Annotated in this window: 8 protein-coding genes; all 8 read left to right on the top strand. The window is 69.5% G+C overall.

Going from position 1 to position 13,796, the window contains the following annotated elements; all coding sequences use genetic code 11:
• Positions 1-29 precede the first annotated feature (29 nt).
• The 8 genes from CPH93_RS23825 (at position 30) to CPH93_RS23790 (ending at position 13,775) form a co-directional block, all read left to right on the top strand.
• Entirely contained in the window at positions 30-7,265 is a 7,236-nt protein-coding gene (locus CPH93_RS23825; protein WP_096214022.1) for a toxin glutamine deamidase domain-containing protein, read from the top strand.
• 2 nt (positions 7,266-7,267) lie between these two features.
• Positions 7,268-7,618, top strand: a complete 351-nt coding sequence (locus tag CPH93_RS23820) for a toxin-antitoxin system YwqK family antitoxin (protein ID WP_093483120.1) — start codon at positions 7,268-7,270, stop codon at positions 7,616-7,618.
• Positions 7,619-7,722: 104 nt separating this feature from the next.
• Positions 7,723-8,043, top strand: coding sequence for a hypothetical protein (locus tag CPH93_RS23815; RefSeq protein ID WP_093483121.1), 321 nt, complete (start codon positions 7,723-7,725; stop codon positions 8,041-8,043).
• 370 nt (positions 8,044-8,413) lie between these two features.
• Positions 8,414-9,862 (top strand): NACHT domain-containing protein, encoded by a 1,449-nt coding sequence (locus tag CPH93_RS23810; RefSeq protein ID WP_096214021.1) that lies wholly within the window; start codon positions 8,414-8,416, stop codon positions 9,860-9,862.
• Between the two features lie 327 nt (positions 9,863-10,189).
• Positions 10,190-10,396, top strand: a complete 207-nt coding sequence (locus CPH93_RS23805) for a hypothetical protein (RefSeq protein WP_093483123.1) — start codon at positions 10,190-10,192, stop codon at positions 10,394-10,396.
• Between the two features lie 247 nt (positions 10,397-10,643).
• Positions 10,644-11,903 carry an ABC transporter substrate-binding protein gene (locus CPH93_RS23800; RefSeq protein ID WP_096214020.1) on the top strand — a complete coding sequence of 420 codons (1,260 nt, stop codon included), beginning with the start codon at positions 10,644-10,646 and terminating at the stop codon, positions 11,901-11,903.
• Positions 11,904-11,962: 59 nt separating this feature from the next.
• Positions 11,963-12,910 (top strand): carbohydrate ABC transporter permease, encoded by a 948-nt coding sequence (locus tag CPH93_RS23795; protein WP_173910007.1) that lies wholly within the window; start codon positions 11,963-11,965, stop codon positions 12,908-12,910.
• Positions 12,911-12,938: 28 nt separating this feature from the next.
• Complete coding sequence (locus CPH93_RS23790; RefSeq protein ID WP_096214019.1) at positions 12,939-13,775, top strand: carbohydrate ABC transporter permease; 837 nt, start codon at positions 12,939-12,941, stop codon at positions 13,773-13,775.
• The last annotated feature ends 21 nt before the right edge of the window (positions 13,776-13,796 follow it).

Raw genomic sequence — 13,796 nt, 5'->3', positions numbered from 1 at the left:
TTTCACGGGGGAGCTCCATCGTGTCTGTCATGCTGCCGGATCCTCTTGAGTGGGTCCTGGAGATGCTCGGCTTCAACTGGCCGACCGCAGATGAAGACAAACTCATCGAATGCGCCCAGGTCTGGAGGCAGTTCGCGGCGGAGGTCGAGGGACATCAGTCTCGCGGCAACACCTACGCGAGCAATGTCCTCGGGGAGAACTCCGGCGATGCCATCGAGGGCTTCAGCAAGGCCTGGGAGAAGTTCTCGGGCAGCTCGGGGTATCTGCACGACGCCCGTGAGGCGGCCGAGGTCCTCGCCTTCACCTTCGAGGCCGCCGCCGCGCTGGTCATCGGCATGAAAATCGCCGTGATCGTCCAATTGGCAATTCTGGCCGCCGAAATCATCGCGGCACAGGCGGCGGCCCCCTTCACCCTGGGCCTCTCCGAAATCGGCGGTGCGGCCGCCACCTTGGCCACCCGTGAAATGGTCCGCAAGATCCTCAAGGAAGTGGCCAAGCAGGTCCTTGACGCGATCATGGAGGCCGCCAAGGAACCGGTGATCTCCGCACTGGAGGCCATGGCCTCCGACCTCATCGCCCAGACCGTCAACCAGAACTTCGGCGCCCAGAACGGCTACAACGTCGGCCGGACCCTCAAGGAGGGCCAGAGCGCCGCCACCGACGCCATCAAGAACACCGGCGAGTCCCTCGGTGAGAGCCTCCGCGACGGCGCCGGCCACCGCGCGGGCCACCGCGCCCGCGGCGGACTGGACCACGCGGCCGGCCGCGGCGGCGAACACGGGGACAGCGGCGGGGACGGCGGGGACAGCGAGTCGAGCGACTCGGGGCGCAGCGGCTCCAGCAGCAACAGCGGGGACAGCGGCGGCTCCAGCGGGTCGCGCAGCGGGGACGGCAGCGGCTCGGGGTCCGGCAGTGGGGCTGGTTCCGACGGCGGTTCCGGGAGCGGCTCGGACGGCGGCGGTTCCTCCCGTACCTCCAACGACTCCAGCGGCACCGGGGGCAACCGCGGCGGCTCGGACGGCGGCGGTTCCACCACCCACAGCCCCCGTGCGTCGGACCACACCGGAGCGGCGGACGGAACGGACAACGGCGGAGGCGCGGGCCACGACCCGTCCTCCTCCGACACCCCCTCCCGCGGCTCGGATCCTGCGCACCGCGTCCCCGACGCACAGCCCCTGCCGCCCCCGGCGCAACGCTCCCCCTTCGACGAGGGCTTCCAGGGCGGCAATGACAGCCCCTACGGGGGATCCCACACCCCTGACTCGGGCACCACCCCTGACTCGGGCTCCGCCCCGGATACTTCCCGTCCGGACTCGGGCGCAGCCGGCCCCCACCTCACCCCCGACAACACCCCGGACGCCGCACGCCCGGACGGGGACTCGACCAGCACCCAGCCGACACCCGACCACACCCCCGACTCGGCACGCCCGGATTCGGCACGCCCCGACTCCGACCAGGTCAGCACCCACCCAACGCCCGATCACACCCCCGACGGCGCCCGCCCGGACTCCGATCCGGTCAGCACCCAGCCCGTACGGGACACCACCCCGGACTCCGCACGCCCGGACCCGGACGGCATCAGCACCCAGCCGGCGCACGACAACACCCCTGACGGAGCGCGCCCCGCCCCCGCCCCGGACCCGATCAGCACCCAACCCGCGCCGGACCACTCCCCGGACGGCGCCCGCCCGGACGCTCCCGAGTCGCCATCGCCGTCGCCCTCACCGTCGCCGACCCCCGACCCGGTGGCCGGCAATCCGCCCTCCTACAACGGTGACTCCCACGACTCGGGCGGCGACGGGACCCACAACGGAGCCGGCAACGGGGACAACTCCGCCGCCGGCGGCGGCCGCCCGTCGATGCCGCACGTCGGCCCGGCGCCCCAGGGCGCCCCCATCCAGCACACCCCGTCGACCGGCCAGCCCATCCAGCAGCGGGACCCGGCCCCCGGCGACCCCATGCCCACCGTCGACGGCACCGACGACACCACGGTCACCACCCAGTCCGCCGACACCCTCACTGCTCCCCCGCCCACCCCGCACACCGCCGACGCTGGGACCAGCACCCCCTCCGCCCCGCACCAGGCCCAGCCCAACTCCCCCCAGGCCAACGGCCCGATGATGGGCGCGATCCCGCCCCAGGGCGGCCCCGCACCCTCCGCCCCACCCCGCGGCGGCACTCCGTCCAACAGCCCCCAAACGGGCCCCGGCGGTAACCGCCGTCCGGACGGCTCCCAGGCCATCCACGACGCCACCGACCGGCCCCGCCCCGAGCGCCCCGCCTACAACCCGCGCCTCGACGGCCCGCGCCGGGAAGAGACGTCCCGGCCCTACAACCCACGCCTCGACGGCCCCCGCCGGGACACCCCCACCACGCCTCCCGGCACCAACCGCCGCCCCGACGGCTCCCAGATCGTCCACGACCACACCCAGCACCCCACCCCCGAACGCCCACCGCACAACCCCCGCCTCGATGGCCCCCTCCCCCGCGACGCCCGTCCCGACGACTCCCGGCCTGACGGCACCGGCCCCGAGGGGAGGCACCCGGACGGGACCCGGCCTGACGGTGCACGCCCTGACGGCTCCCGCCCCGACGGCAACGACCCCCAAGGGACGCACCCGGACGGCACCCGGCCCGATGGGACCCACCCGGACGGCACCCACCCCGACACCAACCGGCCCGATGGGACGCCGTCGGACGGCCCCCACACCGACCCCTCGGGGCCGGACGGCCCCCGCCCGCGCAACGACGCCACCACCACCGACCAGGCCTCGGCACCGCACCAGGACACGCCGCCGCACCCTGCCGACCCCGGTTACCAGCCACACCCCAACCAGCAGCCCCAGCACCCGAATTACCAGCAGCAGCCGTACGCGCAGCAGCCGGCACCACAGAACCCGTACGCGCAGCAACCGGCACCGCAGAACCCGTACGCGCAACCGCCCCAACAGCAGGCCCAGACGCCGTACACACAACCGCAACACGCTCCGCAGCAGACGCCGCAGCAACCCCACAATCAGCAGCCGCAGCAGCACGCCCAGCAGCCGGTGCAACAGCAACACCAGCAGCCCCAGCACGCTCAGAACCAGCAGCACCCTCAGCAGGCCCAGCACCAGCAGGCTCCGCCGCCACACGTTTCTCAGCAGCAGTCCAACGGGCTCCCGGCCGACGCACCGCACTCCCTCCACCAGATCCGCAACGACCTTCAGGGCGGCCCCCAGGGCCTGCTTCCGGCCCGCGCCATCGACCAGCAACTTCTGGCCGACGCCGTACCACGCCACCCCGACGGCACGCCGGTTCGTCACCCGGACCCCTTCCAGCCCTGGGCACAGCTCCAGAACGACGGCGGCCTCGTCATCCCCGGCCGCTCCAACAACTGCGTCGACTGCAGCCGTTCCTTCCTGGAGACCTGGTTCGGCAATCCGCAGGTGTCCGCCCCACGCACCTGGGACACCAACCCCGACGGCAGCCTCGACCGCCGTACGGGCGAGCGCGGCGGAATCCACAACATCAACCGCTGGGCCAACACGCCCTTGCGCCACTCCGGGAACACGGCCGAGGGCTACGCCCGCGTCGCCCAGGACCTGCACAACGCCGGGCCCGGCGCCGGAGCCATCATCGTCGTGGCGTGGAAGGACGGCTCTTCCCACGCCTTCAACGCCGTCAACCACAACGGCAAGGTGGTCTGGGTCGACGCGCAGTCCGGTCAGGTCAGCGACCAGCCCATCCACACTCAGGGCGTAAACGTCTGGCACCTCACCCTCGACGCCAACCGCCAGCCCTACGTCCCCCAGGCCCAGCCCCAGCAACACCCGCAGAACCAGCAGCAGAACCAGCAGAACCAGCAGCACCCGCAGAACCAGCAACAGAACCCGCAGACGCAGCACGCCCAGCAGCAGCAAAACCCGTACGCCCAGCAGCAACAACACTCGCAGTACCAGCAGGCACCCCACCAGCAGCCCCAGCCCACACCGCACCAGCAGCAACCCCCGCAGCAGCCCACGCCGTACCAACAGGTTCCCCACCAGCAGCAGCCGTACCAGCAGGCGCCGCATCAGCCCTCGCCGTACCAGCAGCAGCACCCACAGCAGGCTCAGCACCAGCAGCAGCCCGGGCCGTACCAACAGCCCCACCCACACCAGCCGAGCCCGTACAACCAGCAGCACCAGCAACAGCCCTCGCCGTACCAGCAGCACCCGCAGCAGTACCAGCAGGCGCAACAGCACGCCCAGCAGCAACCTCACCAGCAGGCGCCGCAGCAGCCCCACCCACAGCAGAACCCATACGCCCAGCAGCAGCCCGGGCCGTATCAGCAACCCCACCAACAGCAGAACCCGTACACCCAGCCGCCGCACCAGCAGCCAGGTCCGTACGCGCAGTCACAGCAGCCGGGCCCCTACGCCCAGCCCCACCAGCAACAGCCGGGTCCCTACACCCAGCAGCAGTCCCAGCCGAACCCGTACGCCCAGCCCCAGCAACCGCACCAACAGCCACAGCAGCAAACCCCCTACACCCAGCAGCCGCCGCAGCAGCAGCCCGGCCCGTTCCCCCAGCCCCACCAGCAGCAAAACCCGTACACCCAACAGCCCCAGCCCACGCCCCAGCCGCAGCCGCAGCCGCAGCAGCCGAGCCCGCAGCAGCAGGCGCAGCAGCAGGCACCCCACGCTCAGCAGCAGGCACCCCACACCCAGCAGCAGCCGCCACAGCAACAGGCAGTACCCCAACAACAGCAGGCACCCCAGCAGCAACCACAACAGCAACAGCAAGCGCCCCAGCAACCGACCCCCAACACTCAGCCACAGCCCCACCACCCGCCGCAGCCGTCCCCCAACCTGCCGTCCCAGGACCTGCCTTCCCAGGACGAGCCGTCCGCCGGGGAGGAAGGCGCGGCAACCCCGCAGAACAAACAGCAGGACCCCAACAGCCTCGGTGCTATCCGGGACGACCTCGATCAGGACACCGGCGGCCTCCTACCTCCGCACCCCGACGATCAGGAACTGTTGGAGAACGCGCACCCGCGCAACCCCGACGGCACGCCACAGCAGTTCGCCAACCCCTTCGATCCCTGGGGTCAGCTGCAGAACGACGGTGGCAACACCGTCCCCGGACGCAGCAACAACTGCGCCGACTGCTCCCGTTCCTTTCTGGAGACCTGGTACGGAAATCCGCAGGTCTCCGCTCCCCGTACGCCCGACACCGACGAACACGGAAACCCGGACACCTGGTCTCCGGAGAACGACGCAAACGAGAACCAGATCCGCTGGAGCGGCGCCACCCACACCTATGCCGGCGCGGGCAACGACCCCAACACCCCAGCCCGCATCGCTCACGACCTTCAGCAGGCCGGTCACGGCGCGGCAGCGATCGTCCAGGTCGACTGGCCCGACAACGGCGGCGGCCATGCCTTCAACGCCGTCAACTACCACGGCAAGGTCATCTGGATCGACACGCAGACCGGACAGGTCAGCCACGACCCGATCCACATCTCCCAGGCAGAGCACGTCTGGCACATCCCCCTAGACGCCAACCGCCAGCCGCTCCACGCCGATCATGTGGTGGCGAAGCCGGACAGCACTCCCTCCGAGCAGACCGACAACAAGCCGGACCACACCGCAGACCCGCAGCCCGAGAACAAGCCCGACCACACCCCAGACCCACAGCCCGACGAGACGGCTGACGAGACGGCTGACGGCTCTGCCGACGACCCCTCGGACACCCCGTCGGACACCCCGCCGGATGCCACCGACCACACGTCCGGTGTTCCGGCCAACCCGCCTGCCGACCAGGTGGCGACGCCTCCCGAGCACCCGCCCACCGATCAGCAGCAGGCTCCCCCCACTACGGGCGGACGCGAGAGCACACCCGACAACCGTGGTGCGGACGTCTCCCACCACCTCGCCGATGCGCTCCGCCACGACCAGAACCCATGGCTGTACGGCAAACCCCCGGTCGCATCACCCGACGGTCAGGCGCCCGAACAGGACTCCCACACTGAGGAGACGGACGGCCGGGAGCCGCACGACCGGGACTCGAACGACCGGGAGCCGAACCAACAGCACCCGACCACACCTCCCACGACCACACCTCACCAGACCACCCACAACCAATCCGCGCCCACCGACACCCCGCCCAGCGACACCCCGGCCTCGGACAGTACGAGTCACCCCCGCCCGGAGGACCCGTCCTCCCCCGCCGGCGACCACCGCGATGCCGCGCACGAGGCGACGGAACAGACGGAACCCAAGGCCCCCGCCGACCCGGCAGGGGAGCCGGAACCGTCGGTCGAGCACAACGACAGCGACAACGACGGCCACAGCAACGAGCACGAAGCGAGCGACGACCCCGCCGAGCGCTACAAGGCGCCGTCGGCAAGCGACGTCCCCGTCGACGACCCACCCCACATGCCGGATGCAATCGACCCCGGCGACACGCCTGACACCCATGACCTGGACTCCGGGGTGGACGACAAGAGTCGTGGTGGATTGGTCGAGCAGATCGATCTGGACGACACGGAGCGCGTGCAGGTCGACAGCGATGGCCTGATCACCAGCATCGACGGGAAATCCGTCAAGGATTACCTGCAGGAACTTTCCGAGGCGCGGGCAATTCGGCATGCCGAAATGCGGACGCCGCTTGAGGGGCCCTGTTCGGCCCTGGCGATCGACCGACGCACCGGAATGATCACTGAGGGTCTCAACGGTGCGCTGACGGACGTCATCGACCTCGAGAACCTGCATCCGCTACTGCGGGACAATTACCTGGGCATGGCCAACTGGATGCATCCGATCATGGCGTCGGAGAATGAAATCCGGATGGGCAACAGGCTCGCAGCGGACGGCACCGCAGAGCGGGACGAAAACGGTAAGGTGATCCCGAACTCGGAGATGATCTTTACCGGGCGGGCCTACTTCGACGATCCGCTGCGGCACGCCGAGGTAAAGGCCGTGAACGAGCTGTTGTGGGCCCGTCAGCGTCAGTTGGAGAAGGAATGGCGCGACGCCCACGGGGATGACTCGACCCCGCCCCCGCTGAGCCGTGAGACACTGAATGACATGCGATTCGACCCGCGATGGATCGAAGACAAGCGAGGGAAGGGGAAGAACAAGGGGAACATCATTCACCTGCCCGGCCAATCAGCGCCAGCCTGCCCGAACTGCAACGGAATGCTCAGGGACGTACCGAGCTACGGCGGTCGCCAGGTGTACTCGATCGGGGATTACCGGCGCCAGGACGAGTCAAACCAGATACCTCCCGTAACGGATTAAAAATGCGCATCGATTACGAAGACTCTTACCTGGACGACGATATGCGCGTCCACTACGAAGATGAACTCTTCACGGGCGAAGTCGTCCACCGGGACGGCGCGGGCCGAGTGATCGCAGAAATTTCCTACGTCGAGGGCGTCCCCTCTGGGCCACAGGCGGAGTGGTATTCCGACGGCACGAAGAAGAACGAAGGTCAGGCCACCTTCGGGCTGGCCGTCGGAGACTGGCGCAAGTGGCACCCCAATGGCCAGCTGGCCGAGCACTCGGTATTCAGCCCGCAGGGCAGGCGAACTCATCGCCGGCGATGGGACAAGGACGGCAACCTGACGGAGGACAAGGCGTTCGCGTCGTGAAGACCGTTCGCGTCGTGATCACCGTTCGCGTCGTGATGACCGTTCCCGGCATCCGGTGAGCGAGTTCCCGCGCGAGAATCTGCATGGATCAGGAGAGAACCGTTATGCCCCTGGACGACGTCCCCACGCCACCTCCGAGCACCCCTGAGCAAGCGCTCGCCATCGTCCGCAGCCGCTACGCCCAGCCCAAGCTGCCGGACGGCTCGCCCGCTCCCCTGCACGTCCACGAGTTCGACATCGGCTACCTGGTGTACGCCACCTTCCCTCGGACCACGGACACCGACGCGGCGGGAAATCCGCTGCCGGCACCGCCGGGTGGGGCGAAGATCGTGGTGTCCAAGGACACCGGGGAAACCGTCACCGTCCCCAACTTCCCCACCGAAGCGGCCATCGCGCTCTACCGGCAGCAGCGCCCGAGTTCCTGAACGCGGGACCCGGGACCCGCACTGCGCATGCCGAGCGCCCCGGACGAGGACGGGCTGAAGGCCCACCGACTGCCGGGGCCCGACGCGTCCTCCACGCCTGGAACGTACAGAAAATGTCGGCGAACTCTGTTTTCCACAGCGCGAGTTGCCCGTACGTGCGTTGCTAGTGTCGTGCGCCGACAGTGAGCACTGTGGGGGCATGATGGGGAAACCTAGACGGCGGCCGGGGCATCGGCGTCTGGCCTGGGGCGCCGGGGGATTGCTCGTCGCCTTCGTTCTTTACCTCTGCTCGGAGACGGCGGCGGGGCTGTTTCCGGATGTACTGAAGTCTGTGGTGGGGGAAAGTCCGCGGCGGGTGGCGGCAGCATGTGTGGGAGCCCTGATCGTGGCGGGGGCCGCCCTCTACATCCGCCACCTCCGAGCGCGGCTGGCGGAATCCTGGGACGGCGCGGAGGCGGATGCCGGGCAATTGCAGCGGGGCCGTAAGGCGCTCGTGCACCGGGTGCACCACACCTGGACGAATGACCTGGAATTCCGCTGGAACGACGCCGTCCGCCTCGAAGTCGGCCTGCAGGACTTTCCGTCCGCCGTCCATGACCCCTGGGGGTCGGGCGAACTCACCACCGCGGCCGGCACACCGCTGCCCGCCGGCACCGCCCTGCGGGCCATGTTCGAGCAGCACGGCCAGCAACTGCTGGTACTCGGAGCGCCGGGCGCCGGCAAGACGGTGCATCTGCTGGAACTGACGGCCGCTCTTATCGAAGAGGCCCGGGCCGATGCCGAGGCGCCCGTCCCGGTGTTCCTGCTCCTGACCAACTGGCGCGGCGGGCCCCTGGACGACTGGCTGATCTCCGAACTCCAGCACCGCTACCGGACATCCGCCGACGTCACCCGCGCTCTGCTGGCGCAGGGGAAAATCTGCTTCATTCTTGACGGCCTGGACGAAGTGGACCTGGAACGGCAAGAGGAATGCATCTCCCGGATCAACGCCTTCATTTCCGCCGACGGATATCCGCATTGCGCCCTCGCCATCTCGTGTCGCCTTATCGACTACCAGCTTCTGTCACAGCGGCTCACCGTGAACGGCGCCGTCACGGTGCAGCCGCTGCCGGCCGCCGCCGTGCAGGCCTTTCTGCATGCGGCGGGCAATCGGGTGCAGGGATTACGCGCGGCCGCTGCGGCCGACCCCGACCTCGCCGAGCTGCTCACCACTCCCCTCATGCTCGGGGTCGCCGTGCTCGCCTACTCCGGGGTGGACGAGAGCGCGGTCCGCAGCGCCGGCACCCTGGAGGAACGGCGCGGTCTGGTCTACGACGCCTTCCTGACCCGTATGGTCACCCGGGACCGCACGCTGCGCGGCGACCCCAAACCACCGCGTTTCAGCGTCGACCAGGTGGCGAGCCGCCTGCTTCTCATGGCCAGGGAAATGCGCAGGTACCAGGTCACGGTCATCTACCCGAGCGACCCGTTGCGGATCATGCTCCAGGCCTCGCCCGAGGTGCTGGAGCAATTGCACAGCGGCCGCCGGCTCCGACTGATGTCCGTGAAGTTCCAGATCGCGCAATTAAGGCTCATCTCCTCCACGTCACCGTCCCGCCTGCTCTACAGAGCCGCCATCCGTCTGGTCCGGTTCGCCGCCCTCTTCCCTTACCTGCGCAAGGACTTCGTGCACTTCGCCTGTGAACGCGCCCTGCTGCGACGCTCGGGAGACGGTGTGGCCTTCATCCACAAGACCTTCCAGGACCACCTCTCGCAGCGGGCCGACGGCATGACGCCGCGCGAGCGCGACGTGCTGTACCGGCAGGCCGTCAAACCCTGAGACGGACTGCGCCCCGCACCCCCGTTACAGCCGGCCGGACCGGCGGGAATTCATCCCGTCGCAGAACCAGCTACTGTCAGCAGGGGGGATACTTCTCGCAGGTCGTGACGCGTACGGATGCCGTTCGACCGCGGACGCCGTTCGGCACGGTCCGGACCTCGTCGCGGCAACCGCCAAGTGCTTCGCGTCGCAGCCGACTTCGTCGCTTCCGTGCCCGGCGGCCGTCCCGCGCCGGACCGGCGCAGGAACCGGCCGGGGCGAACGGCAGCGCGGACGACGCTCCCCCACCACCACCCTGCTGTGTGCAGCCACGAGACCGGAGACCGCATGAATCCGCCCCTGCCCCGCCCGGCCAAGCCCGACTACACGTCGGTGTTCATGGAACCCGCGTACCCCGGCGGCGAGCCGTACAAGAGGCCCGAAGACGAGGACGACGAGGACGTGCCTGCCGGCTCTCCCGGCCGGTCCGGATCCGACCCGGCCGACGAGCGAAAGACGGGCCCGGCCCGGCGCACGGGGCACCGACCGGCGTGAGCCGCGCTACGGCACCGTCGCCTCCGCCGGGTTCGTAGCGCCGGGACGGACGACGGCCCGCCGCCGGAAAGCCGGGGCCACTCGGGCCACTCGGCCACTCAGGCGCCTCCGACGCCGGATTCGTCCGGATGCAATGCGCCCGTCACGCCCGTGCGGCAGAGTGGACGGTCGCACCGTCGGTGATCGGTGATCGGTGATCGGTGATCGGTGATCGCCGGAAGGTTACGAGCGCAGGGGGCGACGTGCCATGACGGAGTTAGACAGACGGCGACTGCTGGCGGCCGGCGGTGGGGTCGCCCTGGCCGCGGCGGTGGCGACGGCCTGCGGGTCCAACACCGGGCGGGGCGGTGGTGGTTCGGGGCCGGGAATCAGCCAGTGGTACCACCAGTACGGGGAGCCGGGCACCCAGCAGGCCGTGCAGCGGTATGCCGCCGCGTACAAGAAGGCCGAGGTGCGGGTGCAGTGGCGGCCGGGCGACTACGACCGGCAGACCGCGGCCGCGCTGCTCACCAGCTCGGGGCCGGATGTGTTCGAGGTCAACGGGCCGCTGCTGGACCAGATCCAGAGCGGACAGGTGGTCGATCTGACCGCCGAGGTCGAGCCGGTGAAGGACGACCTCCACCAGGCCGTGCTCGCTCCGAAGATCTGGCAGGACAAGGTCTGGGGCATCCCGCAGGCCGTCGACATGCAGCTGCTCTACTACCGCAAGAGCCTGCTGAAGGAGGCCGGGGTCCGGCCGCCGCAGACGCTCGACGAGCTGGTGGACGGGGCGAAGAAGCTCAGCGGCAAGAAGACCAAGGGGCTGTTCCTGGGCAATGACGGCGGCGTCGGGGTGCTCAGCGGGACGCCGTTGTTCGCCGCGGGGCTGAGTCTGATCGATGCGGACGGCAGGGCCGGGTTCGACGATCCGGCGGCGGCCCGGGTGCTGGGGAAGATCCGGCAGCTGTATGCGGACAAGTCGTTGCTGCTGGGCGCGCCCACGGACTGGTCCGATCCGGCGGCGTTCCTCCAGGGGCTGACCGCGATGCAGTGGTCCGGGCTGTGGGCGCTGCCGCAGATCAAGAAGGCGCTGGGGGACGACTTCGGGGTGCTGCCGTTCCCGAAGGACGGCAGCGGCGGGGAACCGTCCGTTCCGGTGGGCGCCTACGCCTCCGCAGTGAGTGCGCACAGCACCCACATCAAGGAAGCCAAGGCCTTCGCGAAGTGGCTCTGGGTGGACCGTACCGACTTCCAGCAGGACTTTGCCCTGTCGTACGGCTTCCACATCCCGGCCCGGATCTCGCTGGCGAGGAAGGCCGCGCAGCTGCGGGAGGGACCGGCGGCGGACGCGGTGCGGTTTGCGACCGATCACGGCCATGCCGAGCCGCTGTTGTGGACGACGGCGGACCGTACGGCCTACCAGGACGCACTGAGCCGGATCATCAAGGGCGGTGCCAACCCGGAGAGCGAGCTGAAGAGCGTGGTGCGCAAGGTCAATGCCGAGCTTCAGCGGGTCAGGAAGAAGTGACGGAAGGGACCGAAGGGGTGGCGGCGGCGGTCGCCACCACGCAGCGCCCCGCGGCCGCCGTGACACCGGCCGTCCCGCGCCCCTCATTCGGCGCCCGGCTGCTCGGCCCCCAGCGGCGGAATCTGTGGTTCTGGGTCTTCGTCGGACCGTTCGCCCTCGGGCTGGGGCTGTTCACCTACGTGCCGTTGGTGTGGAGCGTCTACCTCAGCTTCTTCGACGCGCACAACACGGTCAGCCCGTCCGGCGCGGACTTCGTCGGGCTGGGCAACTACGCGGCGATGCTGCGCGACGACGCCTTTCTCGGCAGCCTGGGGACGTTCGCGCTGTTCACGGCGTTCATCGTGCCGGCCACCTACGCGCTGGCGCTCGCGCTGGCGCTGATGGTCAACCGGCTGCGCTTCGCCCAGGCGTTCTTCCGGTCGGTGTTCTTCCTGCCGACGGCCTGCTCGTATGTCGTCGCGGCGGTGATCTGGAAGCTGTCGCTCTTCAACGGGGTGCGGTTCGGGCTGGCCAACACCGTGCTGGGGTGGTTCGGCGCGGACCAGACCGCCTGGCTGTCGACCACCGATCCGCCCTGGTACTGGCTGGTCATCGTGACCGTACGGCTCTGGCTGCAGGCGGGGTTCTACATGATCCTGTTCCTGGCCGGGCTGCAGCGGATCGCACCGCAGCTATACGAGGCGGCGGCGGTGGACGGGGCGCGGCCCGGCTGGCAGACCTTCCGGCACATCACCTTCCCGCAGTTGCGCGCCACCTCCGTGGCGGTGGTGCTGCTGTTGGTGATCAATGCGTTCCAGGCGTTCGACGAGTTCTACAACCTGCTGAGCGATGCGCGCGGCTATCCGCCGTATGCGCGGCCGCCGTTGGTCTACCTCTACTACACGGCGCTCGGCCGCGATCAGAATCTCGGGCTGGGCAGCGCGGGTGCGGTGATTCTGGCTCTGATCATCGCGGTGGCGACGGTGGTGCAGGCCCGCTGGTTCGGCCTCGGCCGCAAGGAGGAGTGAGCATCCGTGGAGCACTCGTGGAGTACCCATGCATGACGCGCTGACCAGGGCCGGGCGTGCGCTGCGGGTGGTCGTCCTGATCGCCCTCGCGCTGCTGTTCCTCATCCCCTTCTACCTCCTGGTGCGCAACGGCCTGGCCACCGAGCGGGACATCACGGCGCCCGGCTGGACGTTCCTGCCGCACGCCCTGCAGTGGTCGAACCTCACCGAGGTCTTCCGGGATCCGAACCTCCCCTTCGGGCGGGCACTGCTCAACTCCACGCTGATCGCGGTGTCGACGACCGTCGGCACGGTGCTGCCGGCCTCGCTCGCGGGATACGGCCTGGCCCGGATCCCCTACCGGCACGCCAATGCCGTCTTCTACGCGATCCTGGGGACGCTGATGGTCCCGGCGGCCGTGACGTTCGTACCGAGCTTTGTGCTGGTGTCGACGCTCGGCTGGCTCTCGACGCTGCGCGGGCTGGTCATCCCGACGCTGTTCAGCGCCTTCGCCTGCTTCATCTTCCGGCAGTACTTCCTCGGCTTCCCCAAGGAGCTGGAGGATGCGGCGCGGGTCGACGGGCTCGGTCACTGGCGGACGTACTGGCGCATCGTGGTCCCCAACGCCCGCCCGGTGTTCGCCGCCGTCGGCACCATCGTCTTCATCGGCGCGTGGAACGCCTTCCTGTGGCCGCTGGTCATCGGGCAGGACCAGGAGGCCTGGACGGTGCAGGTCGCGCTGTCCACGTTCACCACCGCGCAGAACCTCAATCTGCATGAGCTGTTCGTGGCCGCGGCGGTCTCCATCGCCCCGTTGGTGGTGGTGTTCCTGCTGCTCCAGCGGTACATCGTCGCGGGGGTGGAGCGCAGCGGGATCGACGACTGAGGCGTCGGCGGCCGGCGTATG

It is taken from the genome of Streptomyces sp. 2323.1 (genome assembly GCF_900221035.1).
Taxonomy (GTDB): Bacteria; Actinomycetota; Actinomycetes; order Streptomycetales; family Streptomycetaceae; genus Streptomyces; species Streptomyces sioyaensis.
Note: the sequence above shows the minus strand (reverse complement) of the source record. Positions and strands in the feature narration are given on the sequence as shown.

What these genes read in the sequence shown, in the direction of transcription:
- CPH93_RS23800 (WP_096214020.1), top strand. Translation starts at nt 10,644, where the DNA reads ATGACGGAGTTAGACAGACGGCGACTGCTGGCGGCCGGCGGTGGGGTC.
- CPH93_RS23790 (WP_096214019.1), top strand. Translation starts at nt 12,939, where the DNA reads ATGCATGACGCGCTGACCAGGGCCGGGCGTGCGCTGCGGGTGGTCGTC.
- CPH93_RS23825 (WP_096214022.1), top strand. Translation starts at nt 30, where the DNA reads ATGCTGCCGGATCCTCTTGAGTGGGTCCTGGAGATGCTCGGCTTCAAC.
- CPH93_RS23820 (WP_093483120.1), top strand. Translation starts at nt 7,268, where the DNA reads ATGCGCATCGATTACGAAGACTCTTACCTGGACGACGATATGCGCGTC.
- CPH93_RS23815 (WP_093483121.1), top strand. Translation starts at nt 7,723, where the DNA reads ATGCCCCTGGACGACGTCCCCACGCCACCTCCGAGCACCCCTGAGCAA.
- CPH93_RS23805 (WP_093483123.1), top strand. Translation starts at nt 10,190, where the DNA reads ATGAATCCGCCCCTGCCCCGCCCGGCCAAGCCCGACTACACGTCGGTG.